General features: G+C 41.2%; 21 protein-coding genes and 1 pseudogene. 12 read left to right on the top strand and 10 right to left on the bottom strand.

Annotation, left to right across the window (positions count from 1 at the left end):
• The first annotated feature begins 60 nt into the window (after positions 1-60).
• Both HWQ41_RS22910 and HWQ41_RS22905 read left to right on the top strand, forming a co-directional pair.
• Complete coding sequence (locus tag HWQ41_RS22910) at positions 61-1,074, top strand: aspartate carbamoyltransferase catalytic subunit (protein ID WP_292767967.1); 1,014 nt, start codon at positions 61-63, stop codon at positions 1,072-1,074.
• 169 nt (positions 1,075-1,243) lie between these two features.
• Positions 1,244-1,684: a pentapeptide repeat-containing protein gene (locus HWQ41_RS22905; protein ID WP_292767961.1), complete on the top strand. Its 441-nt coding sequence runs from the start codon at positions 1,244-1,246 to the stop codon at positions 1,682-1,684.
• A 174-nt stretch (positions 1,685-1,858) separates the two neighbouring features.
• Here the strand turns inward: HWQ41_RS22905 and HWQ41_RS22900 are convergent, their stop codons facing one another.
• On the bottom strand, positions 1,859-3,199 hold the full coding sequence (locus HWQ41_RS22900) for a TldD/PmbA family protein (protein ID WP_292767958.1): 1,341 nt from the start codon (positions 3,197-3,199) through the stop codon (positions 1,859-1,861).
• A 269-nt stretch (positions 3,200-3,468) separates the two neighbouring features.
• Complete coding sequence (locus HWQ41_RS22895; RefSeq protein WP_292767956.1) at positions 3,469-4,941, bottom strand: TldD/PmbA family protein; 1,473 nt, start codon at positions 4,939-4,941, stop codon at positions 3,469-3,471.
• A gap of 322 nt (positions 4,942-5,263) precedes the next feature.
• Here HWQ41_RS22895 and HWQ41_RS22890 point away from each other — a divergent pair, with 322 nt between their 5' ends.
• Positions 5,264-6,322, top strand: a complete 1,059-nt coding sequence (locus HWQ41_RS22890; protein ID WP_292767953.1) for a ParA family protein — start codon at positions 5,264-5,266, stop codon at positions 6,320-6,322.
• A 10-nt stretch (positions 6,323-6,332) separates the two neighbouring features.
• Positions 6,333-6,935: a HEPN domain-containing protein gene (locus HWQ41_RS22885; RefSeq protein WP_292767951.1), complete on the top strand. Its 603-nt coding sequence runs from the start codon at positions 6,333-6,335 to the stop codon at positions 6,933-6,935.
• Between the two features lie 87 nt (positions 6,936-7,022).
• On the opposite strand, the gene HWQ41_RS22880 is transcribed toward HWQ41_RS22885, so the two are convergent.
• The 6 genes and pseudogenes from HWQ41_RS22880 to HWQ41_RS22855 form a co-directional block, all read right to left on the bottom strand.
• Positions 7,023-7,847 carry a glycosyltransferase family 2 protein gene (locus tag HWQ41_RS22880; protein WP_292767949.1) on the bottom strand — a complete coding sequence of 275 codons (825 nt, stop codon included), beginning with the start codon at positions 7,845-7,847 and terminating at the stop codon, positions 7,023-7,025.
• Positions 7,848-7,887: 40 nt separating this feature from the next.
• Complete coding sequence (locus HWQ41_RS22875; protein ID WP_292767946.1) at positions 7,888-9,192, bottom strand: NAD(P)/FAD-dependent oxidoreductase; 1,305 nt, start codon at positions 9,190-9,192, stop codon at positions 7,888-7,890.
• Between the two features lie 86 nt (positions 9,193-9,278).
• Entirely contained in the window at positions 9,279-9,635 is a 357-nt protein-coding gene (locus tag HWQ41_RS22870; RefSeq protein WP_292767944.1) for an EamA family transporter, read from the bottom strand.
• 36 nt (positions 9,636-9,671) lie between these two features.
• The gene (locus tag HWQ41_RS22865) at positions 9,672-10,055 is read right to left on the bottom strand and encodes an EamA family transporter (RefSeq protein WP_292767941.1); all 384 of its coding nucleotides are present in this window, start codon (positions 10,053-10,055) and stop codon (positions 9,672-9,674) included.
• A 202-nt stretch (positions 10,056-10,257) separates the two neighbouring features.
• Positions 10,258-10,467 (bottom strand): annotated as a pseudogene (locus HWQ41_RS22860) (glycosyltransferase WbuB); the annotation flags it as partial.
• Between the two features lie 1,630 nt (positions 10,468-12,097).
• Complete coding sequence (locus HWQ41_RS22855) at positions 12,098-12,424, bottom strand: hypothetical protein (RefSeq protein WP_292767938.1); 327 nt, start codon at positions 12,422-12,424, stop codon at positions 12,098-12,100.
• 435 nt (positions 12,425-12,859) lie between these two features.
• Between HWQ41_RS22855 and HWQ41_RS22850 the strand changes: the two genes are divergently transcribed.
• The 4 genes from HWQ41_RS22850 to HWQ41_RS22835 all read left to right on the top strand — a co-directional run bounded on the left by HWQ41_RS22850 (position 12,860) and on the right by HWQ41_RS22835 (position 16,520).
• Positions 12,860-15,019 (top strand): Tex family protein, encoded by a 2,160-nt coding sequence (locus HWQ41_RS22850; RefSeq protein ID WP_292767935.1) that lies wholly within the window; start codon positions 12,860-12,862, stop codon positions 15,017-15,019.
• A gap of 13 nt (positions 15,020-15,032) precedes the next feature.
• Positions 15,033-15,374 carry a 2Fe-2S iron-sulfur cluster-binding protein gene (locus HWQ41_RS22845; RefSeq protein WP_292767933.1) on the top strand — a complete coding sequence of 114 codons (342 nt, stop codon included), beginning with the start codon at positions 15,033-15,035 and terminating at the stop codon, positions 15,372-15,374.
• Positions 15,375-15,811: 437 nt separating this feature from the next.
• The gene (locus tag HWQ41_RS22840) at positions 15,812-16,210 is read left to right on the top strand and encodes a phage holin family protein (RefSeq protein WP_292767930.1); all 399 of its coding nucleotides are present in this window, start codon (positions 15,812-15,814) and stop codon (positions 16,208-16,210) included.
• A gap of 118 nt (positions 16,211-16,328) precedes the next feature.
• A complete protein-coding gene (locus tag HWQ41_RS22835) occupies positions 16,329-16,520 on the top strand; it encodes a YqaE/Pmp3 family membrane protein (protein WP_292767927.1) in 192 nt (63 codons plus the stop codon).
• 219 nt (positions 16,521-16,739) lie between these two features.
• Here the strand turns inward: HWQ41_RS22835 and HWQ41_RS22830 are convergent, their stop codons facing one another.
• Entirely contained in the window at positions 16,740-17,540 is an 801-nt protein-coding gene (locus HWQ41_RS22830; RefSeq protein ID WP_292767924.1) for a histidine kinase, read from the bottom strand.
• Between the two features lie 194 nt (positions 17,541-17,734).
• Here HWQ41_RS22830 and HWQ41_RS22825 point away from each other — a divergent pair, with 194 nt between their 5' ends.
• From HWQ41_RS22825 to HWQ41_RS22810, 4 genes are all read left to right on the top strand, one after another.
• Entirely contained in the window at positions 17,735-17,959 is a 225-nt protein-coding gene (locus tag HWQ41_RS22825; protein WP_292767921.1) for a hypothetical protein, read from the top strand.
• 55 nt (positions 17,960-18,014) lie between these two features.
• A complete protein-coding gene (petJ, locus tag HWQ41_RS22820) occupies positions 18,015-18,350 on the top strand; it encodes a cytochrome c6 PetJ (RefSeq protein WP_292767919.1) in 336 nt (111 codons plus the stop codon).
• Positions 18,351-18,673: 323 nt separating this feature from the next.
• Positions 18,674-19,693: an aldo/keto reductase gene (locus tag HWQ41_RS22815; protein WP_292767916.1), complete on the top strand. Its 1,020-nt coding sequence runs from the start codon at positions 18,674-18,676 to the stop codon at positions 19,691-19,693.
• An 81-nt stretch (positions 19,694-19,774) separates the two neighbouring features.
• Positions 19,775-23,485 (top strand): CHAT domain-containing protein, encoded by a 3,711-nt coding sequence (locus tag HWQ41_RS22810; protein ID WP_366931697.1) that lies wholly within the window; start codon positions 19,775-19,777, stop codon positions 23,483-23,485.
• Between the two features lie 95 nt (positions 23,486-23,580).
• Here HWQ41_RS22810 and HWQ41_RS22805 read toward each other — a convergent pair whose 3' ends face one another.
• Positions 23,581-23,826, bottom strand: a complete 246-nt coding sequence (locus HWQ41_RS22805) for a DUF433 domain-containing protein (RefSeq protein WP_099103336.1) — start codon at positions 23,824-23,826, stop codon at positions 23,581-23,583.
• Positions 23,827-24,202 lie beyond the last annotated feature (376 nt).

Here is a 24,202-nt window from a genome sequence, read left to right as displayed (position 1 = left end):
TATCCCCAGAGGGGGCCCCACCTTCCCCAATCCCCAGTCCCTAGTCTCCAGTCCCCAAATATGCCTACTACCACCTGGAATCGTCATCACATTCTTTCCCTGGCAGACTTCACTACTACTGAATACGATACAGTTTTGCAAACTGCTGCCAGTTTTCAAGAGGTGCTATCACGGCGGACGAAGAAAGTGCCAACCTTGCAGGGACAGGTGGTGGCGAATTTATTTTTTGAACCCTCTACTCGGACTCGTAGCAGTTTTGAAATCGCTGCCAAACGCTTAAGTGCGGATACGCTGAATTTCGCCGCAGCATCTTCCTCTATGACTAAGGGAGAGACAATTCTCGACACGGCAAAAACCTATTTGGCCATGGGAACTGATATTATGGTAGTTCGCCATCGAGAGGCAGGAGTACCGAATGCGATCGCGGCTGAAATGGATCGTCTAGGTGTACGAGTTAGTGTCCTCAATGCTGGTGATGGTCAACATGAGCATCCTTCTCAAGCACTGCTAGATTTATTTACCATTTGTACTCTAATTGACCCAGATCATCCCCGACTGAATCTTTTAAAAGGTAAAAAGATTGCCATTGTTGGGGATATTCTCCATTCTCGTGTGGCGCGATCGAATATTTGGAGTTTAATTGCCAGTGGAGCCGAAGTGCATCTCGCAGCACCACCCACCCTCTTACCCAAATTATTTGCCGAATACATCTCTGAAGAGATAGAAGTCACGAGCTATTCCCCCACTCCCCAACTATTTCTACATTGGCAGCTAGAACCAGCTTTGCACAATGCCGATTTTGTCATGACTTTGCGCCTGCAAAAGGAACGCATGACGGCTCATTTACTGCCAAGTTTGCGAGAATATCATCAGCTATTTGGCATTACACGCACAAAGTTGCAACTTTGTAAACCTAATGTCAAAGTTTTGCATCCAGGCCCAGTTAACCGTGGTGTTGAAATTAGTTCTGAATTGATGGATGACCCAGAATTTAGTCTCATTCAATCGCAAGTTGCCAGCGGTGTCGCCGTTCGGATGGCGCTGCTGTACCTATTAGGTAGCGGCAAGGCTTAATATAATCTCTTTTAATATTAGTCCCATCGGACTACCTTACGGAAGAATACCTAATCTCATAGAAATTATATATTCCTCCGATCGCATGAGGACAGAATTCTCTAATTTTGGCACACTGGTATCGTAGAAGTTAAGAATTTAATGACTTCTAGAAGTGTCGGAGGTAAATATGAAACGAATTTTTTTGACGGCAGCAGCCATACTCAGCACGCTATCTTTAGCTGCTCCTATTCCCGTCAAAGCAGAAAACTCCGCCCCTGTCCGCCGCTTGCTGGAAACTAGAGCATGTTTGGGATGTAATTTAGCAGGTGCAAACCTCAAAGGCGCTCATCTGATAGGTGTTGACCTGAGAAATGCAAATTTAAAAGGAGCTAATCTCGAAGGTGCTAACTTAGAAGGTGCCGATTTAACTGGTGCTAATTTGAAGTCTGCTAATCTCAAAGAAGCATTCGTCAGCGATACTATCTTAAATAATGCCAATCTCACCAACGTTAATTTGAGTAATTCCCGTTTATATAATACTGACGTAGACGGCGCTGTCTTAGCTGGGATTGATTTAAGCGGTGCTCATGTATTTAATACTGCGATTAGCGTCGGTGGTGAATATTAATGGTGAGTAAAAATTTCAAAGTGATGAGTTAAGAGTTATAGCGTTTCCTAATCATATAAGGTACATCATAGTACCCTCCTCGCTTGCTCTTAGGGGGTTGGGGGTGGGGTTATTGTACCTCACTCAGCTGAGAACCGCTATATATTCAACTCCTAACTCTGCACTTTTTAAGTTTTATTCACCGGTAATCGACAGTTCATTAACCCAGATTTTCGGGCAAACTCCCCCTGGCGTTAACTCCGCATCTTTTTCTACATAAATAATTGAGTTTAAGAGTTCTAAGAAATCGCCAGCAACAGTTGCTGACTCAATACTCGTCCTGACACCCTTATTAACTAGCCAACCATCAAACGGCAAAGAAAACGAACCCTGCAAGGATTTAACTCCTGCATGGAGAGCCTGTAAATCATCAATAAAAATCACATTTTCAGCAGTTTCTAAGCTAAACTCCTGCTCAGGAGTTGCTGTTGTAAAAACGTGATAAAAATTGGGACTGACGCTGACTTTTGCACCAATACTGGCATTACCTGTTGGCTGGGCATTTAACCTTTTAGCAGTGCCTGCACTGTGGAGAAAGCTTGTTAAAACACCATTTTCAATCAGCGAAATCTGACGAGTAGGAGTTCCTTCACCATCAAAAGTTTCTGCACCAACGTTAGCTGGGTGCAGTGCATCATCAAAAACTGAAAGCAGAGGAGAAGCAATTTGCTTACCTAAATCATCAGGAGTAGATAAGCTTTGATTGTCCAAAATACTTTGGGCATTGAACAAGTTAGAAAAAGCACCCAACAGACTTAAGAAAGCTTCCGCTGAGAAAACAACTCGATATTTACCTGTTTTGATTTTTTCATAATTCAAGTGACTGATAGTTTTATCGGCGGTTTCTTTGATGCAACCATTGATGTCTAGATTATCTAAACTTTGGTTGATTCTATAAGCACCTGCACTGCGAGGTTTTTTTCCTTCTTCCTCAGTTTTGCTGTAAAGATAAACTGATGCTAAAGAGTGAGATTCAGTTCTCACTGCACCGTCGCTATTTAGATAAAACCTGTCAACATCTCTTTGCGATAAACCATTATAAGGTACACCTTTAATTGCTGGATGAGCTGCCAGTAATTCTTTTTCAGCTACCAACAATCTTTCTATGAGTTCAGCAACAGGTGCTTGGGGTGTCTTAGCTTGAGATTTATTTGGAATAGCAACAGTAGCTTCTGGACTAAAATCAGGAACATTTTCCTTAACACCAAAGAAACTGGCTTCGTAGGCAGTTTTCAAAGCTAATTCCAGTCCTTTGGCATCTACATCTGTGGTGCTGGTGACACCCATTGTATTATCTTCATTCCAGACACGAACAGTAACACCAGAGCGATTTGAGGCTTTGACTTGTTTTGCCTCACCTTGGTCTACTTGCACGCTAGTGTCATCTACTGTTGAGCCATAAATGTCGAATTTCTTAATACCAAGCTTATCAGCATTGTCCTTAGCAGAATTTGCAATCTCATTGATATTCGGCATAATCAATTTTAGATTTTGGATTTTAGATTTTGGATTGGAAGCGATTCAATTTTTGATATTAGATTTGGGATTTTGGATGTTAAGCTGTTCCACATAAAATTTGTATATTTTGGGCGGGCGAGACGCCCACGCCACAAGAAATGTACAATTGAATGTTATGCAAACTAGATGTGGTTGAGCTTATGACTTATATTTGTCTCGTAGCTTTTTATTGACGGAATTTCCTGCTCATTCACAATCCAAAATCCAAAATCTAAAATCTAAAATTCTTATCGTCCCCCGACGGTAATAGAATCAACCTTGATGTGCGGTTGTCCGACTGTGGTGTAAATACTGCCACTGACGGAGCCACAAAAACCTGGTGCAAGTTCCAAATCTTGGGAACACATGGAAATTTTATTCATAATTTCCTTGGCTTCACCGATAAGAATTGCTCCCTTTAGCGGTTTGGTGATTTTGCCATTTTCAATCAAATAAGCTTCATCAACACTAAAGTTAAATTGACCTGTAGCACCAACGCTACCACCACCCATCTTTTTACAGTAAATACCTTTATCAACAGAGGCAAATAATTCATCAATGCTGTACTCGCCAGAATCAATATAAGTATTACGCATCCGGCTAGCAGCAGCAAAGGTATAATTTTGGCGGCGTCCACTTCCAGTTCTGGGGTGTCCAGTGCGTGCAGAACCGGTTCTATCTGCTAAGAAGTTTTTCAGAACGCCTTTTTCAATTAATAAGGTTCTTTGAGCCGGCATACCTTCGTCATCCATGTCAATTGTCCCGAAGGCATTTTCAGAGCGCCCTTCATCCCAGGCTGTCAAACTTTCGTGGGCAATTTTTTCGCCTTTTTTGTCAGCAAAGGGAGAGGTATTGCGTTCTATTTGAGTAGTTTCTAGCAGGTGTCCGCAAGCTTCGTGGAAGATTACGCCGCCAAAGTGATTGGCCATAATGATGGGGTAAGTACCCGATTCCACGTAATCTGCGTAGAGCATTTTTCCAGCCGATTCTGCTATTTTCTCAGAGGCTTGTTGAGAATCCCAAGTTCTCAAGAAGTTGGCATCGCTAGTATTACCTGCGCGATCGCCAATTGAGGTACGATTAGCACCATCGGCACACAACAGGTTAAATCCTACTGATTGGGTGAGGCGGATATCACGGGCAAAAGTTCCATCACTGGCGGCGATTAAAACTTCTTGCCAATCCCGGAAATAGGTAGCACGGCGCGATTGGACGTGGCTAGCTTTTTGCTTCAGGTTGGCAGTACCATCAAGGAGGACTTCTCCCATTTCTCGGATGCTGCTACACGCTGGTAGCCATGCATCTTTACCTCTTTTGGTGGCGTAATCTCTCAGTAATTCCAGGTTGATTTCTGGAATGAAAGCTTTAGGAGTGGGTAGTTGCAATCCCAAGATAGAAAGACCTTTTTCTAAGGCTGCTTTCAAACCGGAAAAAGAAAGGTCATTAGTGCTAACGTAGCAGTCAGCTTTGCCGCGAAATACTCTGACTCCCGCGCCTGTAGACAGACTGGGTGAAATACTCGTGATAGCGTCATCTTCTGCAAGACAACTAATATAGTTGCGACGCTCTAAAAATAATTCGATGAAGTCAGCGCCAGCGGCGCGTCCTAATCCCAGAAGGGTAGCCAGGGGGGCTTCCCAGGTTTCATCGAAACGCTCTGGTGTGGAGGAATATTGGAGGGTCGGAAGTTGATTTGAGAGAAGTAGCGTACTTGTAAGCATGGGTAGCCTCGTCTGCTGGCGTAATTCAGAGATTTGACTGAAAAATCCTGGTGTGTTCAGTCTAACAAATCAGCGAAAGCCAGAGTCGGCAATTAAGTAGTAGGGGTTTCCTCACCTGGGAAACTCACTTCCCCCTTTTAAGCGTTAGTAGAAATATTGTCAGTAACGCCCTTTCGAGAGCGCGATGCCTACGGCGGTAAACTACGCACTTCATGTAAATTCGAGATAGAATACAGTTCCATTTTGCGACAATAGGGGTAAAAGTTCCACAGCATTGCTAATACCCGCAGGGACTGTTTTACCTAGAAAAGGAATATATCAAATGAGTTCGTATGCTTTTTGGAACACCAAAGGTGGCGTGGGAAAGAGCTTTCTTTGCTTTGTGGCTGCTGCTGAATATGCTCACCGTTACCCCGATACAGATGTTTATGTAATTGACCTGTGTCCCCAAGCCAACGTTTCAGAGATTTTACTAGGGGGAGATATTAATAGTCCAAAGGCACTAGATTCTTTAAGCAGTAAAACACCACGCTCGACAGTGGCTGGCTACCTGGAAGCACGTCTTAACTCTCCCTTCCGAATGATTAGCGATGTATCTCCTTATATTTGTGAGCCAACAGAATTTAACCCACAAATACCAGAAAATTTGAAACTCGTATGTGGAGACAATCTTCTCGAAATAATTTCTGAAGCAATTAGGCAAACATCTGAACTACAAATACCAAATGATGCTTGGAAACAGGTGCTTAATTGGATTCGAGATTTAATAATTTCTCTGCGTATATATAGTGGTGAGAGAGATACTGTATTTTTAATTGACTGTAGCCCTAGTTTTGCTATTTATACACAGCTTGGTCTAGTTGGAGCAGAGGGTGTAGTTGTTCCATTTACTGCGGCAGAAAGTTCACTTCATGCGATTGAAAATGTGGTTGCACTTTTATATGGCATAACTGATCCCAATACTGCGCCATATGCAAAAATTAGCTTTGCTAAACGTGCAAAAGAAGAAGGCATATCTGTGCCAAAATTATATGCATTTGTTCTTAATCAGGTAACAATGTATGAAAGTAGACCTGCCTCTGCATCCTTAGCTATAAACAAAATGATTCAGAAAACTCTCAATAATATACATCAAAAAAATCGTCATATTTTTGCTAATCCCAAAGACTTACCAAGTAATAGTTTTATTGAAATTCCCAGTAAAAGTCTAATTGAGATTCCTGCTTCTCATGCTGTTGCTATAGTTGCAGCAAAAACTGGCACCCCTTTACATAAACTTAAACCAGGCCCAAAAAAAATTGGTGAACAGCAAGTACAATTATATTTAGAGCCATTACAGAGGTATCGAGAAGCACTTGAAGAGTTTGTGAATTTCCTTTAAGAGCATCGCCGTGCCATCACCAGCAGCATTAAGGTACGATAAAGCGGCTTCTAAAGCTCGTGTCCTACGTGATACTGCGACAGATTCCCGCTTACGTCCAATATTAAACAGCCAAACTCAAGTCTATTACCATTCATCTCTAGCGATGTTTGTGGCTGGATGGGAGGCTTATATTGAGGAACTAGTTCACAACTTTTTTGATGTCACCGCAAATCCCTTGGACCCTCAGTTTCATGCTGTGCATTCTATTGCTAAAAATGCAGCAGAGCGATCGCTTAAACAATTTAACACACCAAATGCAGAGAATTCGCGTAACCTTTTGTTTCAATATACTGGCTATGACCCTATCAATGATTGGGTTTGGTCAAAAAGAAGTATGAACGCACTCGCCACTCGACAGATGCTAAACGATATTCTGCAAGTCAGGCACAGTTTTGCTCATGGTTTTCCAATTCCCGCGTGTTCTTGGACACAAACACCAACTGGAAAGGTTCGGCTTACTGCTAAAGCTATTAAAGATGTTGATGCGTTGTTACAATATCTTGTCGCTGTTACTGACTTTGGCATGAAGCAAAATATTCAAATTCTCTATGGCATAGTTGCACCCTGGTAATAAATGAAGAGAATGTTTAGAGAATCAGTTGCAATACTGGGTGTAATGTTTTAGACCCAGAGAATGAGCAAACATTCCTTCTCACGTTTATTTACGATTTCCAATTTTCAGTGGAATTCTTGATGTTTCTTGCTGATTGAAAGTTTGACCTAAATTGGAAGTTTGTCCTGTCGATAATAGATTCTTAAACAAGAGCTTTAGTATTCGAGTAATAGTTTTAATAACTTTCATTTTGCTGGCAGTCGGCTTTTGATCGTATCTCAAAACCATTGGAACTTCTATGATTTTTGGTTTGAGTACTTTGGCTTTCAGCAGTAAATCTATCATACAAGCAAATCCACTTTCAGTAAATAAGCTGTCCCCATAATACATATCCAGTTTAGTCACGAAAGTACGGTTATACAGCCTGTAACCACAGGTGTAGTCTCTTACACCTGGTACATGGGCTGCAATTCTAAAAAGCCAGCTGGCTCCGTAACTCATCAGTTCTCTAAATTTTGATAAGCCTATGACTTTAGAGCCTTTTCGATATCTAGATGCGATCGCAATATCATAGCTACCAGCTATCATGGTGTCATACATCTTGATTAAGAGTTCTGGTGGTTGAGTGTTGTCGCAATCCATCGCGGCTAAAAAATCGCCTTCTTGAGAAATTTCTAAGAAAGTCGTGAAACCTGTTTTAATTGCTTGACCTAAACCAGCATTTTTGGGATGTTGTACTAATCTCAGTAATATCCCCAGTGATTGAGATTCTTCTAAAGCAGTCTCAGCAGTTTTATCACTACTACCATCATCAACAACAATCAGTTCTATCTCCATATTAGAGATTTGCTGCAATGTCTGAAACCTTTTGAACAAGGGACGAATTGATTCTTGCTCGTTGTATGCGGGTAAAAGAACAAAAAGACTCATAAAGACCTCGTATTATTTTTAAAATACCATTAGCAAAATCTCAAGAATTCAGTAATTTTGATTTTTTGAGAAATTCATCGACTTGTCGCACAACTGCGTTGTTGTTGACGCTATCATTGACCAACTGTGAGGTATTGACGACGAAAAAATCATCGTTTTCAGTACTCACTTTTGGAACCAGACTTGAATAATCTAAAACTTGTAGTGGCTGTACTTTAATAGCTCGATTAATGTGTGCTGCCACAATGTCATCTGCTTTGAGTTCTGGGAACATCAAACGTATACCCTGAAAAAATATTTGGCGCAATTCATCATCTGGCTGTTTTAACAACGGGTCAGTGGAAAGTATATATTTTGGTAGAAATGTCATGTGATATCCTGCCGTTTCCTGTAAAGAAACTAAGTTACTCATACCGATGACTCCGGTAAACGGAATATTTCTATCGGCAATATTTACTACGTAATAAGGAACTAGAGCCTTGCGAGTAATAAGTACCATGCAGATTACACCCAGGTATTCTACTGTTTCACCAGTGTCTGAAACTTTCACCAGTTCATCGGCAACAACCTGTTGCAAAATATTAACTGGGCCAGTAAAAATGACTTTATCAAAATGTTCCTTTTTTCCCTGAGATTCTACCCAAATTCCACCCCCCGGATGAGGTGCAATATATTCTACCGCCACACCTGTGCGAATATGACCTCCAGCCGCGGAAATTAATTTTTCTATATGGTCAAAAACAGTTTTGTAACTGCCTGAGACATAACCAAGTTGTTCTTTATTTAATGAAGAATCCCGCGCTGAAAATAGTCGTTTGATATAAGCCCAGATAAAAACGGCTGATATTCGCTTATAGTTCTCTCCTAATTTGGATAGAAGCAAGGGTTTCCAGAGCTTTTGGTATGTGTTTTTACCACCGAGTTTCAATAGCCAATCTTCAACTAAAATCTTCTCTAAGCGCCGCCAGTTATTAAGGCGTGAACCATACAGGAGAGTAAAAGCTAATCTGATTTTACCTATAAGTCCAAACAGAGGAAAGCGCAGAAATTCTATAGTGTTACTAATAGAATAAAATTTCTGATTGTCGTAGAAACCTGTTAAACTTCGATGCCAACGCAGTTTATCTCCAAGACCAATATCTCTGAAAAAATTTATTAAGTGAGTATCAGAAGGTAGAATAACGTGATAAAAGCGATCCCAGGTAAACAACCCGTAATCATGATAGGTGGTAAGTCCACCAAGCTGCTTATTGCTATCGAATACAGTTACTATATGTCCTTGATGTGAAAGACGTTGGGCTAATACTAGCCCAGTTATGCCTCCGCCAATGATACCTATATTCATAAATTTAGATTTTTATCGGGATGTTTTGGAGATATATCTTCAGAGGCATTTAAGATTAATAACCTCAGTAATTCCATTTTCAGCTATTAATGTACAACAAGAATTACGCCAGTTATAATAACAGAAATTCCCAACCACTGGCTAAAAATAACCTCCTCTTTTAAAAGATAGTGAGAAGCAATTGGTATAAGTGCATACATTAATCCTAAAACTGGAAATGCTTGACTCAGAGGAATTGTCCGCAATACATAAAGCCACAATATTGTCATAAATGTATAACAGATAAACCAAATCAAAAAATAACGAGAGAATAATAGATTTTTGATAGATGTGCTTTCTCCCTTAGTAGGGCTAGAAATGTAAAGTCCATACTTGAGTGATACGTTAGCTGTTGTTCCGAATAAAACTACAAGCATTAAAATTAGCCAAGTAATGGGGTTCATTTGTCAATACTTTTTGTGGAATTTACTAAAGAAAATTTATATAGACTTTTTAATGGGAATAACCACTAAAATAACACCCAGAAAAATAGTGATGACCCCTGCTATTCGAGTGAGTGTAATCACCTCATTAAAAAAGTAGTATGAACCGAAAAGTATGCCGACATAATTTAAACTAGTGAGTGGATAAGCAATACTCAATTTTACAGATCGCAGAGCCAATATCCAATTTACTACTCCCAAGCAATAAACACTAACAGCTAATGCTAATTGTTCAATAAATACCCAAGTAAATAATCCCTCATTTGTATTACTCATGGTATGCTTCATCAGCAATTGCCCAGAAATACTAAATAAAATACTCACAAACAGGATGATATAAGGAATTATTTTAAAGTGGGAAATTTGCGACATAGATTTCATAGTACACTTGCCTCAATCGAGATAGTAGGTATGAACCGGACAGTAAATAGCCCGTTGTTTTGAACGTTTCCGATCTCGGTCACACCTTCTGTGCAATTCGACTTCCACTTCAGTAAATAGACAGTTATGTTGAAGGGACTGATATCAAAATGACCGTTGAAGCTCATGTCCTAGACTTAGCAACTAAATATTATGCAGCTTACAGGATGGTAGCTGTATTATGGCAGCGTCCGATATTATCGGAGTAGAGTACGCTAAATTGGTTTACTGGGTTATACTCCCAGACAAACCAGTTTTCTTGCTTGGCCCAACTGTGAATTACAGAAATCTTCCCTGTCAGCCAGTTATGCTTCAAGACTACTTTTGGCGCGATCGCAATATCTAAGTTATAAAGGATACAGATGTAGTGAAGGTTAAGGGCTTTGCCACAAATTTGCTCTGAACAAAGTTTAGCAGTGTGGGTAGGCGTAGCCCGTCGTAGACATCGCTTATGCTGAACTCGGATTCGACCCGCATCTTCAACACATCGAGCTAAGGGAATAAAAATGGATTGGCAGAATTTTAGATTAATCCATTCATTAACTTTCATCAGTTGTATCCTGCTGTAGAAATGTTGTTGAAGACACTACTAAAATTCTCAAGCCATTAACTTAACTGGATTGAGAAATGTTCTTAATTTGCTCCAGGAAAGTTGATTAATTTACTGATATACCATAGAATTTCTCCAGGCTCACAGACATATCTGGAAACCCAGCCGATTCATAAAAATTTGTACTCAAATTGGGTGTGTATACGTGCTATTTTTGGGCATGGCAACACAATAATTAACAGAAATCTGCTTGTCTGCGGAAATCATACGTAGATGAATCAGTCTACAGTAATGTGCTTTACAGGTTTATGCGGAATTTTACTGAATGTAAAAATGGAATTTTTGACGACACTAACGGCTAATGTAAACTAGCGTTGCCTGGTCAACCTGGAGTTAATGTTGATTGCATCTGATTTGAGATGTTTTGACATTACTTAGTATTAAATTGGCTTAACTTGTTCTTAAATTACATGTAATTTTAACTAGAGGTTTACTTTAACTTTCTTGTTACATGTAATCACTTACTAGAATACCATGAGTAAAGCGTGTTGCAAATTTATCGTCACACTTCATCAAAAATTCATTTACCGAAAATATATTTAAACAGAAACTTCATAAAATATAAACTTTTCTCTAGATGAATCTTTATTTTTAAGGATTTGTACATTTATGAAGCACTTTCTGGCTAATAAAGTTGCAGAAGTAGCGATTTAGTCTCAGACTCTAGAAGTGCAAAGCTAAAAGTTTGAGAAAGCAAAATTAAAATTTGAACAACAGTGTAAGCAATGGCAAATTGTAGTACTAAAATACACTAATTACAGCATAAATTATAGATGGCAACCGAAAGTCTGAATCGTTTTTTATTTATCCACGAAAATATTCAAATTCATAAATCTCGGACAAAATTTAGTCGAGAGTTAATTCAGACACTAAGTAAGTCGGAATAAGCTATTTCTGAATTCTCTGATCAAATTTTATTTGATATAGGACTTACGCACTGTACAAAAGAATTATGTTGTGTATCAACGTCAATATGTCGTTTCAGGTTTTTATTAATCATTCTTTGATGGGAAGTAGACCGGCGCGGTAGGGGCAATTCATGAATTGCCCCTACGACAAATGCGGTTTTTCAAATCACCCATATTTGCTCTTTCGTGTCAATGCGTAAGTCCTATGATACTAAGATTGATTGTCAGTATACTTTTAAAAGTTGGCGTCGCCTTAAAGATGGAAAAGCTCAACAATACCTAGTCTAACTATAGCGTTCATCGGCTGAAGGATAGGAAATATTCTATTTAAAAAGCGAGTCTAAAGTGGTCAAGACCTTACTCACACGGAAGAATTTCCCATAAAAAAATTACCAAGTTCCGTTTTTAAGGACATTACTGGGTTAGCTGTCTGATAATTTCCAGCAGTTTAAAGTTGAGAAAAAACTAGTTCGTGGTGGTTGGTATTATTTAATCTCTCTAGGTTGTTTTCTTGTAGCTTCAGTTTGTTTGGAATCATTTTCCTGCAAAAGTCTGTTGGTAATAATGAAGACAATGATTAACAATCCAAACTGAATCTGCCAGGGTGCTAATACTAAACTTAAAATCAAGCTAATAGCTGCAAATACACCTGCAAGATATGCAATTTCATCAGTACTCTTTTTAAATAAGTAGCCAGTAGCTAAAGCCGTACACAGTGGTATCAAGAAAAACAAAGGCATCTTACTAACCTCTGAACTAAAAGTTGTTGTGCTTATAAAATAAATTGAAATTGTGGTTAATTCTACATCCAATCAGGTTTTAGCCACAACAGTCGATCGAAATAAATATTTATAGAGAGTCAAGATTATGCAACATTATATATTACACCAATTGGAATAATTATTGCGACAGATGAAAACTCCTCCTTGTGTGGTTGATGCTGCGTGTAAGCTTGACGCTACGCGTAGCTTGCTTGGTATGTAGGAACACACAATATATTCCGGTGATGCTCGTTCTGTCGCTCTGCCGACTCAGCATAGGTGCGCTATGCTATACAAACTCTCGTTTACCTACGGGGATTGAAAGGGGTTAAAACTTGCGTAGGTGGGTTTTGTCTATTTCGCCAATTGCACTCTTGTGAACAATCATCTGGTAAATTAGCTTAAAATTTTGGCCTTGCGCCAAGATCAGGATCTAGCATATTACCTTTAGAAGTAGCATTTTCATTTTTTCATTTTAGACACCCAATGCTGAACATTCCTCAATTACTGGCAACTGAAATAAACCTCAAACCCCATCAGGTGCAAAACGCGCTGGAACTTTTGGCGGAGGGTGCAACAATTCCGTTTATTGCACGTTACCGCAAAGAGCGCACCGATGAGATGAATGAAGTGCAACTACGTGAACTGGCTGATCGATATACTTATTTAACAGAACTGGAAGAACGAAAATCGGTGATTTTAAGTGCGATCGCCCAACAAGGTAAACTTACAGATGAACTCAAAACCAAAATCTCATCCTGTTTACAAAAAACTGAACTTGAGGATTTATACTTACCATATCGACCAAAGCGACGCACCCGCGCCACCATCGCCAGAGAAAAAGGACTCGAACCACTGGCGGAATTCATCAAGTCGCTAAATGTCAAAAATGCTGTAACTGCATCTCTGGAGGAAGAAGCGGCTAAGTATATTTCTGAAACTAAGGGAGTAAAAACAGCAGAAGAAGCGCTCAAAAGTGCTGCTGACATTTTAGCGGAAGAAGTAGCTGAAAAAGCTGAGTTACGCGCATATATCCGCGATTATCTTTTAGCAGAAGGGGTATTTGTTTCCCGCATCAAAGATGATTATCCTGAAGGTACAACCAAATTTGAGATGTACCGTAACTATCAAATTAGGGTAAAAAATATTGCACCCCACAATATGCTGGCGTTGTGTCGCGGTGAAACTGAAAAAATATTAAGCTTTGAAATTGCTTTCGATGAAGATACGGTACTTTACTATCTTGAGTCGAAAGAAATTAAAACCAAAGTCCGCACAATTCGGGATTTTTATCAGTCAATGCTGAAGGATGCATTCAATCGTTTGATGAAAGTCTCTCTCATGGGGGAAGTAATTTCTGAGAAGAAAGTTTATGCAGACATAGAATCAATTAAGACATTTGAAACTAATCTGCGAGAGTTGCTGCTGTCTGCACCAGCAGGAATGAAACCAACCCTGGCGATAGACCCTGGATTTAGAACTGGGTGTAAGGTTGCAGTCCTCGACCAAACTGGAAAATTTTTGGAATACCAAGCGGTATTTCCCCACCAAGCGGCTGAACAACGACTCAAAGCAGCACAAACTGTCAAAAATCTGATTGAAAAGTACAAAATTGAGTTAATCGCCATCGGTAACGGTACAGCCTCCCGCGAGACTGAGGAATTTGTGACGCAAGTATTGCAAACCATCGAACGCAAACCAGTTAAGGTGATGGTGAATGAGTCTGGCGCATCTATATATTCTGCGAGTATTGTAGCGCTAGAAGAGTTTCCCGATTTAGATATTACCGTGCGCGGCGCGATTAGCATCGGTCGCCGTTTGCAAGACCCCTTAGCGGAACTGGTGAAAATTGATCCCAAATCCATTGGTGTGGGACAATACCAGCACGATGTCGATCAGAAGTTGTTAAAAAAGAAATTGGATGACACCGTAGAAAGCTGCGTGAACTACGTCGGCGTAGATTTAAACACCGCTTCCAAAGAACTTCTAACTTCCGTCTCTGGAATTACGGCAACAGTTGCTAATAACATTGTCGCCTATCGCAACCAGCATGGAGCCTTTAAAAATCGCCGACAACTGTTGAAAGTTGCGAAGCTGGGGCCGAAAGCCTTTGAACAAGCAGCAGGTTTTCTGCGGATTCGCGGCGGTGACAACCCATTAGATAATACAGCAGTGCATCCAGAAAGTTATTCTGTAGTAGAAGCGATCGCATCTGATCTAAATGTGCCATTAAATCAGGTGACACAAATTGCCGAAAAACTCAAAAAGACCAACCTGAAGAAATATGTTACCGATAGCGTCGGCGAACCTACACTGCGCGACATCCTCAGCGAACTGGAAAAACCAGGTAGAGATCCTCGTGCTGAGTTTAAATATGCCACCTTCAAAGAAGGAATTAAGGAAATCAGGGACTTAAAGGTGGGAATGGAACTAGAGGGAATCGTGACGAATGTCGCCAACTTCGGCGCGTTCGTTGATATCGGCGTACATCAAGATGGCTTGGTGCATATATCCCAACTTGCTGATAGATTTGTAGACGATCCCAACAAAGTTGTCAAAGTTGGACAAGTTGTCAAAGTGCAGGTGTTAGAAATCGACGAGAAACTCAAGCGGATTAGTTTGTCGATGAAAGCGGTTAAACAATAATTAGAAATAGCAGATGGCAGTTTATCAAGTTCGATTCATCAATCCTACACTTGGGTTAGATCGCACCATTCAAGTACCAGATGATCAATATATTCTGGATATGGCAGAAGAAGCTGGTATCCGCCTACCATCTGGGTGTAAACAAGGCGAATGTTCTGCCTGTATCGCCAAACTCATTAGTGGTGAAGTTGATCAAAGTGAGCAAAAATTTCTGCGTCCAAGTGAAATACAGGCTGGTTATGTTGTTACTTGTGTAACTTACCCTTTATCTCATTGCACTTTAGAAACCCATCAAGAACAAGTCTTATATAAATCAGCCCTTTACTATCAGCCTGAGTCTGGAAAATCGGAGTGATTGTTGCCCTGTGACATTAAATTAATCTTAAATTTGTTTATGGCACTTTTCGTTTGTATGCAATACACTTTGACCTCTCTCCAAACTTCTCTCCTAAAAATAGAGAGGCTTTCAATTTACTCCCCTTCCCTTGTAGGGAAGGGGTTGGGGGTTAGGTCTGTATTGGACTCAACAGAGAAGCGCCATAACGCACCCTTAAAAACATTGCATCACATAACTTGCGAGTTTTGCAATTGGTCAAATAGAGTAGGGAGGCATAGCTAGCTGTGTGTGCCTACTTTCTATTGCATGTATATTATAACCGCTATAGTTTTATCAATCATAGACCTAATGGTAGAACTAAATTCTATCTTGCAAGAGAGGTTAAAACGTAGCAGATAGTTAAAGATGAGATCAGAAGTTACAAACAATAAATCTTTAGTTATTAGGTCAAAAAAATGTTGACTCCATTATTAACCGCGCTAGCTACAGCTTTGAGCCTGTTGATTGTTGATTTAGTTGTTCCAGGCGTTAATATTGCTAATTTTCCCGCAGCTTTGATTGCCGGTTTAGTAATTGGTCTAATTAACGGTTCATTTAAACCAGTTCTGTCTACTCTTTCTCTCCCACTTAACTTTGTCACATTTGGAGGATTTTCGCTGATCGTCAACGGTTTTTGTTTCTGGTTAGCATCAGTGCTAATTCCTGGGTTCTCAGTTCACGGAATTATTGGTTTTCTTCTGGGGCCAGTAATTCTCTCTTTTGCTAACACCTTCATTAACAACTACTTTGTTGAAAGAAACCTTTTAACCAGCAGTGGTGATGTAAAAAGCCAAGGTGAATTACCTTCTAGATAAGTATTAGAGGGAGTATAAATACCAATTTCATCACGTCTCTACTCCAAATAAAATATCCGAAGGTGGATTTCCTCATTCGGTATCTTCAAATTAAACAAAATCACAAAGTTGTAACATCATGAAATTAGTTCGTTTTCTTCTAGGTTTGTTACTGCCTCCTTTAGGCGTTTTCTTGACAGTTGGAGTTGGCCCAACTTTGTTTATTAACATTTTGCTCACATTTCTAGGTTGGCTACCCGGTAGTATTCATGCAATTTGGGTCATTGCCAAGCATGACGAACAACTTAATGCAGAAGGACGTACTTACTAATACGCAAGATTAATTTTAGGGACTTCCAATTAAGTAGGGTGCGTTACGGTTAACGCACCACTTTTTATGTATTGAATCTGCCGTTGTGTTAGGCGCATATTTCGAGATGATTTGTAAATAGAAATATTTATGGAAAGCGCCGAATGCACCGTTGTATAACATGGTGCGTTAGGCTTTAGCCTAACGCAGCCTACTAAGTCAATTAAACACCAAAGCAGTCTATTTATGAATAGTCTCCCGCTCTTTATCAGCAGGTTCCTTATCTTTGAATAAGTCAGCTGCCGTTAAGAGTAACTCCCTTAAAGTTTGTTTGATTTGGCGCTCTTTTCTTGCTAGAGATGTACCAGCTTCACCCAGTTTATCTTCTAGCTGCGATCGCTTCTCTCCTACCTGTACAGCGACAGCCTCCGCTTGGGGACGAGCCTTATCATACCAGTGTTTAGCCTCGTCTAGATAATCTTGAACCTCCAGAGAACGTCCGCCATAGCGTGCAGCTAAGTTTGCTCGGACAATCGCTAGCTGCGCTTGCAGTTGGGCGTAACGCTTCTTTAACAATCCTAGTTCTTCACTATCTTTAATAGCATTGACAGCAGAATCAATTGCAGTTTTGGTACTAGCAGGTTTTTCCTTACCCGTCTCTTCAATCTCTGCCAAAATCACATCAACCTCTTGCTGGAGTTGTTCTTCTTCACCATCCAGTTGAGCCTGTAGCCGCTTGATATCTGTCTGAGTTTTAGCAATGTTTTCGTGTCTTTGACTATTAATTCCTTCCAGCGCTCCTTCAATGGAAGCTGTCACTTCATCTTTGAGTTCGCTACCTTTTTCTTGGAAGTTTTCAATGACAGCAGAAACTGCATCTCTAACAAGGCTACGAAGTTCACCAGAACCTTGTTTAAACTCAGAAGCTACTTGAGAAACTGCGGATTTCACAATTTCTCGAATCCGATCAGTTCTTAATTGTCCGGTTTCTTTTGCTTGTTGTAGGTCTGCTTGAATTTGTTGTTTGATATTGTTAGGCATTTTCAACTCTGGGGATTTAACTAATTTGGATAGATAAAATTTTCTAGACGTGTTCCCACACACACATTATGGCGTAGTCTGATTGGGCTAGGCACTTCCTTTAGATAGAAAATAACAGCCCGAATAGGTGATGTGTAGCATGTTGCCCATTTGTGCGATGATTAATATTTAGTGGTAGTAATTGAGAGTGAAATATGTGGCGAGTAAATATTACTTGTTCAGGTGATGCCTGGAAGCGTTATGGTACTGAATTTAAAGCGATCGCAGAGAAATATCAAGGTGAATTGATTGGTTCCAAAAAAATGCCAGATGGGACGCGCATCATGTCCTATAAAATTGAGGATGTTAGTGATGCAGAAGCTTTTCAAGAAGATTGTGCAAATTTTACTGGATTTACAACTGACTTTGAATCCCTGTAGTATTGCTTCGGACACTTATATCTGCAACCAGTATGTCAAAATCGGGAGAAGTTAATTGAAAAAACTACTCAGATTACTATTAGTAACGTTTTTGTTATTAATCAGTACTTTTACTTTGCCGGCTAGTGCAGCAAACACAGTTAACGGTGAACAATTATTTAGTGTTCATTGTGCTGGTTGTCATATTAACGGCAGCAACATAGTTAGGCGAGGTAAAAATCTCAAAAAGCAAGCTCTGAAAAAGTATGGCATGGATTCAATCGAGGCAGTTACGTCTATAGTAACCAATGGTAAAAATAATATGTCAGCCTACAAAGAGCGACTCACTGAACAGCAAATTCAAGATATTGCTGCTTACGTTCTTGAACAAGCTGAAAAAGGCTGGCGTTAGAAAGTTAGGAGTTAGGAGTTAATACTTTAGCAGTTATTAACTTTATCGCAATCCTATCTGAGTTATGACAATTATTTTGTTTAACGAACCGCAATTGCGTCTCGTAGAGAAGGACGCATACTCCTACGGAGAAGCAAGCTACGCGTAGCGTCTCGTAGAGAAACGCACAAAGTGTATAAAGAGAAGATTTCATAAATGATTTAGGACTCCTATAGCAATCCTAAATCATTCATAATAAAATTAAGAAGGCTGTAAAAAACCCCTTGTTAACTCACTAATTATTAACTCTTCTCACTCCTAACTTCTCACTCCTAAACTTGAAAATGAACTTACCCGCAGCTAGCCGTCTCCAATTTACTCCCGATTTAAACATCTGCCGCATATTAAATGGTATGTGGCAAGTCTCCGGCGCACACGGACAGATCAATCCCAATGCCGCCATTGAGACGATGTTCAAATATTTAGATGCAGGCTTTACCACTTGGGATTTAGCAGATCATTATGGCCCCGCAGAAGATTTTATTGGTGAGTTTCGCTGTCAACTAATTGATACTCGTGGGAAAGATGCTTTATCTCAGGTACAAGCCTTTACAAAATGGGTGCCTCGTCCAGGTAAAATGACGAAAAAACTCGTCGAGGAAAATATTGATATTTCCCTGAGAAGAATGAATGTGCAATCGTTAGATTTGATGCAATTTCATTGGTGGGAATATCAGGATAAAAATTACCTGGATGCCCTAAAATATATGGCAGAACTTCAGACTGAGGGTAAAATTAAGCATCTAGGTTTAACTAATTTTGACACGGAAAACTTAAAGATTATTACCGAAGCAGGCATCAAAATTGTTTCTAATCAAGTGCAATTTTCTCTTGTTGACCGCCGTCCCGAAGTTAATATGGTGGAGTTTTGTCAACAGCATGATATAAAGCTTTTTACTTACGGTACACTGTGCGGCAGTTTGTTATCAGAAAAATATTTGGGGAAACCGGAACCGCGAGGATTTGATCTAGCTACTGCTAGTTTGAAAAAATATAAAAATATTATCGATGCTTGGGGTGGTTGGCAATTATTTCAAGAGTTGCTAGCTATCCTGAAAGAAATTGCTAATAAGCATGGAGTAAGTATTTCTAACGTGGCAGTGCGTTATATTTTAGATCAGCCAACTGTGGGAGGTGTGATAGTTGGTGCAAGGCTTAGTGTATCTGAACATATAGAAGATAACGCCAAAGTATTTAGTTTTAGTTTAGATGCTGACGATCGCGATCGCATCAATGCAGTATCTCGGCAATCACGGGATTTATATCAGCTGATCGGCGATTGTGGCGACGAATATCGGCGATAATAACTAAGCCTTTAGAAATAGGATAAGCCTTTAGGAATAGGATAAATCTGGATAAATTGGGTGATAATACGGTAAAGGTTATTGTGGAAACTACTCCTACAAGCCATGCCTCTAAACCTCACCTTCGCCCTCAGTCAACAGCAAACTTTTGAACTGCGCTTTAACAATGTTTCACGTACCTTGAATAAAGCCGAGTTGGCAGCACTGATTGATTTGTGCGAGCAAAATTACTATACTCCGCAAACAGTAGCCTTGCCTGATCTGACTCAGTTGGGACGACAACTTTATCAATGGCTGGATGGTGATGAGGGATGGCTGAGAAGGTCGCTAAATGAAGCAGATGAGCAAACAATTTATCTGGATTTGATTCAAACCAGCGAAGTGCAGGGGTTGAACCCAGAAACAGAACGAGTAGCGTTGGGATTGGCACATTTGCCTTGGGAATTACTACATGATGGTGCAGGGTTTTTAATAGAACACCGGGATATTTCCGTCTTGCCAGTGCGTTCTGTGCAGCAGCGTCAAGCTCAAGTGATTGGCGTGCAAAATCGCCCATTGCGGTTGCTGTTCATGGCGACTTCTCCTGAAGATCCCAGAGTTCCACCACTAGGGTTTGAGCAGGAAGAAGCGAACATTTTGCAAGCAACTAAAGAACAGCCTTTGGTGTTGATTGTCGAGGAAAGTGGCTCAGTTGCAGAGTTAGCTAATTTGGTGCAATCCTACCCAGAAGACTATTTTGATGTCTTTCACCTCACCGGACAGGGGATAATTTATACCAAAGAAGATTACGGCTATTTGCTGCCACCAGGTACAACACTACCAGATAATACTCCTTGCTTGATCACTGAGGATGAGGTGGGGAATTTGCAACTTACTACCGTCAATGACTTAGCTAGAGCCTTTCGCGGACGCTGGCCCCGTGTAACTTTTCTCTCTGGTTGTCATCTGGGACAGGTTACTAACAAGGGGACAGTACCCTCGATCGCACAGGCATTGGTGAAGGCGGGGGCAGGTATAGTTTTAAGCTGGGCGCGTCCAGTGTTTGACCGCACAGGTATTGTCGCGGCACAGGTACTCTATCAAGCTTTGGCGACGGGGGCAACTGTTGAAGCAGCAGTCAAAGCGGCGCAGCAGAAGATGATTGACAACGAATGCACCGACTGGCATCTGTTGCGGATGTATCGGGATACGCGCCCGATTGCAGAACTGGTGACACCACTGAGAACAAGAAATCGTGAAAGGTTGAAGTTCACAGCGCCAGAGCCAGAATTCCTGGATGAGAATAATCAAATCAAAGTTGCCAGTCGGTTTGAATTTGTCGGACGCAGGCGACATTTGCAACGGTGTCTCAAGGCATTGCGGGAAACCAGCGACCAAATCAGTGTGTTTATTGCCGGGATGGACGGACTAGGTAAAAGTAGCTTGGCGGCGCGGTTATGTACCAGGGTGCAGGCGCAGCATCCTAATTTTGCGCGAGTCGTGTTGATTGGCTCTCTGGATGAGTGGGGTTTGCTGAATCAGCTTTCCCATAAGTATGAGCGGTTTGCAGATGTACCCGCACTTTTGAACGAACCAAAGGTGACTCTCAAAGGGCGGTTGCAAAACTTTTTTAAAGCAATTGAAAACATCCATAACCAACCCTTGCTGCTGGTGCTGGATGACTTTGAGCAAAACATCCCCAACCCTAATATTGAAGATGGCTCATTGCGGATGACGGCGGAAGCTTACAAAACTTTCGGGGCGATTTGTGCCGCATTGGCAGAAACCGGGGCAGAAAGTCGGCTGATTGTCACCTGTCGCTATTTGAAGTCAGACACCTTGCCACCCCACCGCCTGCACTTGGAATCTTTGGCAGAGATGAGCAGCAGTAATATTGATAAAATCTGCTTTTCCTTAGATAAAGAAGTTACGCAACAGTTAAAAATTCAGAGGATTATTAACATTGCCAATGGCAACCCTGGTTTGCTGAAGTGGCTGTTGGAGGTGATTCAGCAACCAGGACTGGCGGCCGATGAACTACTGAATCGGCTGGAGAAGACTGAGCCGAAGTTTCGTGAAAAAATTTTGGCACAAACTCTGCTGGATGCCTTGCAACCGGAAGAACAAAAGTTTCTCGCCCAGTTGAGTGTGTTTCATCTGCCTGTGACAGAGGAGATAATTAGTGTCTTCATGCAGAAACGGGTTAGGTCACAGTTACCCAAGCTTGTCAGCCTTGCAAGCATCCCAATTTTGCACAAATACCTGGCGAATAGAATTCGCCGCTACACAAACCAAGTCCCCTCCGTCCCTGGCGCGGCGACCAGAAAAAAAGTTCTGATGCCTGGGTTAGGCTACGCTAACATCGGTTCCCGGCGCTCAGACTTCTCTGTGCGCGGACTAATCCTAGTCTCCGTATTGCTTCACAGAAACCATACCCTTTTGGGGAAGCAAGCTAAGAGCAGCGTCTCCGTCAGGAAAAAGCTAGGCAGGCTTTGTTTTAGCCCCACCAAACTTCCAGACTGTTCGCGTAGCGTGTGCTTGAGGGAGGGCATTTTGCACATTTGGGATGCTCCCGTCAGCCTTAGCCTAGTCGAGTCTGCCACCACTAACCCCACCCAGCCTGCTAATTACCGAGTGGCGACAATTTTAGAACCATTGCTGGAATCAGTGTTGAGTGAGTCAGAGTGGCAAGCAACCCGACAGCAAGCGGTGAGGAAAGTCTATCAAGTTTGGTGGCAGGACTCAAACCAACGTACAGAAGCAGAAGGACTGGAAATTGTCCGTTTGGGGCTGCTGGCAAGAGAGCAAGAAATTGCTGTTAGCGTTGGGAATAGGATTGCAAGCGGTTGGGTGAACAATTCCCGCTTTGTGGAAGTTTTTGATTTATGTGAGCAAATCTTGGCAGTTTTTCAAGACTACCGCATCTTGGGAATCATTGCCCGTGCCGAAAAGGTTTTGGGTTTTGTGCAAGAGGCTGTTGTCCATTTTCAGCAAGCCTTAGACCTTTGTCCTGAAGAGGACTTGCAAGAAAAAGCCGCGACGCTACACGAAATGGCAGGGTTAAAAGTCCAACAAGGAGAGATACTAGAGGCGATCGCTTTCTATAAACAGTCTTTGCAAATCGAAGAAAATATCAATGATGTAGTAGGGAAAGCCTCAACACTACACGAAATGGCAGGGATAAAAGCCGAACAAGGAGACATCTCAGAAGCGATCGCTTTCTATGAAGAGTCTTTGCAAATCGAAGAAGATATCAACGATGACCTAGACAAAGCCGCGACACTAGTAGATCAGTCTTACTGGGCGGGTGAAACTGGAGATAAAGCTAGGCAGTTAGATTACAATTTGCAAGCTGCTGTCACACTTGCACAAATACGTGCATACATTCATTTGGTGACAGTTCTCAGTAACTTAGGTGTAGTAGATGAAAGCAACAGTTTGGTTTACCTAGCTCAAGCAATCTGGCTGACACTGAAGATTCAAGCTCCCTTAGCAGAGACCATTGAGTTAATCGATGTTTTATACAATAGAGTGCCTCAAGGTGATGAATTAGAAGCTTTGCTAGGAGCAACGGCAATATTCATTTGCAACTACCGAGGTGAAGGTGATTCGCAGTTAGAGGAACTCCAAGAGCGTAGTTTCGAGATGATATCAGGGGCGGCAGATACCCAAGGAATTGAAACAGAAGAAAAGTTTAATACTTGGTTTACTCAGCAACGGCTGAACGATCCAGAATATTTCCTCCCCCGACTCAATCAACGCCTAGAGGAAATAGTTGGGGATGGGTGGTTGTTTGATGCCAGTCAAGTTTAAATAGGCGGGATCAGGGGAGATGCAAAGATAGTAACCAGCAGAGCGCAAATATCTAACGCTCATCAGAGGAAAATTTTCATTTGCTAGAAACCGCATCATCCCGCCTCAGACAAAAGCGGTAGGGTGTACAAAGATTCTTCACGCATACACTCTGCCGTAAAAGCGAATACCGCTCTTAGTGCTTCTGAAGTAAGAGTAGGATAGTTTTCTAGCACTTGTTGTTCTGTCCATCCCGCAGCAAACAAACCTAATAAGAACTCTACAGATAAACGAGTTCCTTTCACAGTCGGTTTACCCAGCAGAATTTTTGGGTCTGAATGAATGTACTGTTGCCAGTCCATAGTTTTTACTCCGACTAAGCTACAGCTATTGTTGCACAGGATGATTTTTGTCGGTTTTGTGAAGGGGAGATGCGATCGCATTGGGGACTTCCAAATAAAAAAATATCCCAAAACTGATGCAAAAATCCTCTCTATTTCTCTTCTCTCTGTGTTCTCTGCGTCTCTGTGGTTCGTTTCTTTGAATAATTTATTTCTTATCAGTCCCTTAATCTAAAATTAGTTGGCAACAATACCACGTTCATCCACCTCAGAACTCCATTCATCCACCTCAGAACTCCATTCATCCACCTCAGAACTCCGTTCATCCACCTCAGAACTCCGTTCATCCACCTCAGAACTCCATTCATCCACCTCAGAACTCCGTTCATCCACCTCA

Source organism: Nostoc sp. NOS(2021) (assembly GCF_017115025.1).
Taxonomy (GTDB): domain Bacteria; phylum Cyanobacteriota; class Cyanobacteriia; order Cyanobacteriales; family Nostocaceae; genus Nostoc.
This window is presented reverse-complemented; position numbering and strand designations above follow the sequence as displayed.

What these genes read in the sequence shown, in the direction of transcription:
- HWQ41_RS22805 (WP_099103336.1), bottom strand. Translation starts at nt 23,826, where the DNA reads ATGGACTGGCAACAGTACATTCATTCAGACCCAAAAATTCTGCTGGGT.
- HWQ41_RS22880 (WP_292767949.1), bottom strand. Translation starts at nt 7,847, where the DNA reads ATGAGTCTTTTTGTTCTTTTACCCGCATACAACGAGCAAGAATCAATT.
- HWQ41_RS22835 (WP_292767927.1), top strand. Translation starts at nt 16,329, where the DNA reads ATGAAATTAGTTCGTTTTCTTCTAGGTTTGTTACTGCCTCCTTTAGGC.
- HWQ41_RS22905 (WP_292767961.1), top strand. Translation starts at nt 1,244, where the DNA reads ATGAAACGAATTTTTTTGACGGCAGCAGCCATACTCAGCACGCTATCT.
- HWQ41_RS22875 (WP_292767946.1), bottom strand. Translation starts at nt 9,192, where the DNA reads ATGAATATAGGTATCATTGGCGGAGGCATAACTGGGCTAGTATTAGCC.
- HWQ41_RS22865 (WP_292767941.1), bottom strand. Translation starts at nt 10,055, where the DNA reads ATGAAATCTATGTCGCAAATTTCCCACTTTAAAATAATTCCTTATATC.
- HWQ41_RS22840 (WP_292767930.1), top strand. Translation starts at nt 15,812, where the DNA reads ATGTTGACTCCATTATTAACCGCGCTAGCTACAGCTTTGAGCCTGTTG.
- HWQ41_RS22850 (WP_292767935.1), top strand. Translation starts at nt 12,860, where the DNA reads ATGCTGAACATTCCTCAATTACTGGCAACTGAAATAAACCTCAAACCC.
- HWQ41_RS22815 (WP_292767916.1), top strand. Translation starts at nt 18,674, where the DNA reads ATGAACTTACCCGCAGCTAGCCGTCTCCAATTTACTCCCGATTTAAAC.
- HWQ41_RS22830 (WP_292767924.1), bottom strand. Translation starts at nt 17,540, where the DNA reads ATGCCTAACAATATCAAACAACAAATTCAAGCAGACCTACAACAAGCA.
- HWQ41_RS22900 (WP_292767958.1), bottom strand. Translation starts at nt 3,199, where the DNA reads ATGCCGAATATCAATGAGATTGCAAATTCTGCTAAGGACAATGCTGAT.
- HWQ41_RS22895 (WP_292767956.1), bottom strand. Translation starts at nt 4,941, where the DNA reads ATGCTTACAAGTACGCTACTTCTCTCAAATCAACTTCCGACCCTCCAA.
- HWQ41_RS22825 (WP_292767921.1), top strand. Translation starts at nt 17,735, where the DNA reads ATGTGGCGAGTAAATATTACTTGTTCAGGTGATGCCTGGAAGCGTTAT.
- HWQ41_RS22845 (WP_292767933.1), top strand. Translation starts at nt 15,033, where the DNA reads ATGGCAGTTTATCAAGTTCGATTCATCAATCCTACACTTGGGTTAGAT.
- HWQ41_RS22870 (WP_292767944.1), bottom strand. Translation starts at nt 9,635, where the DNA reads ATGAACCCCATTACTTGGCTAATTTTAATGCTTGTAGTTTTATTCGGA.
- HWQ41_RS22890 (WP_292767953.1), top strand. Translation starts at nt 5,264, where the DNA reads ATGAGTTCGTATGCTTTTTGGAACACCAAAGGTGGCGTGGGAAAGAGC.
- HWQ41_RS22910 (WP_292767967.1), top strand. Translation starts at nt 61, where the DNA reads ATGCCTACTACCACCTGGAATCGTCATCACATTCTTTCCCTGGCAGAC.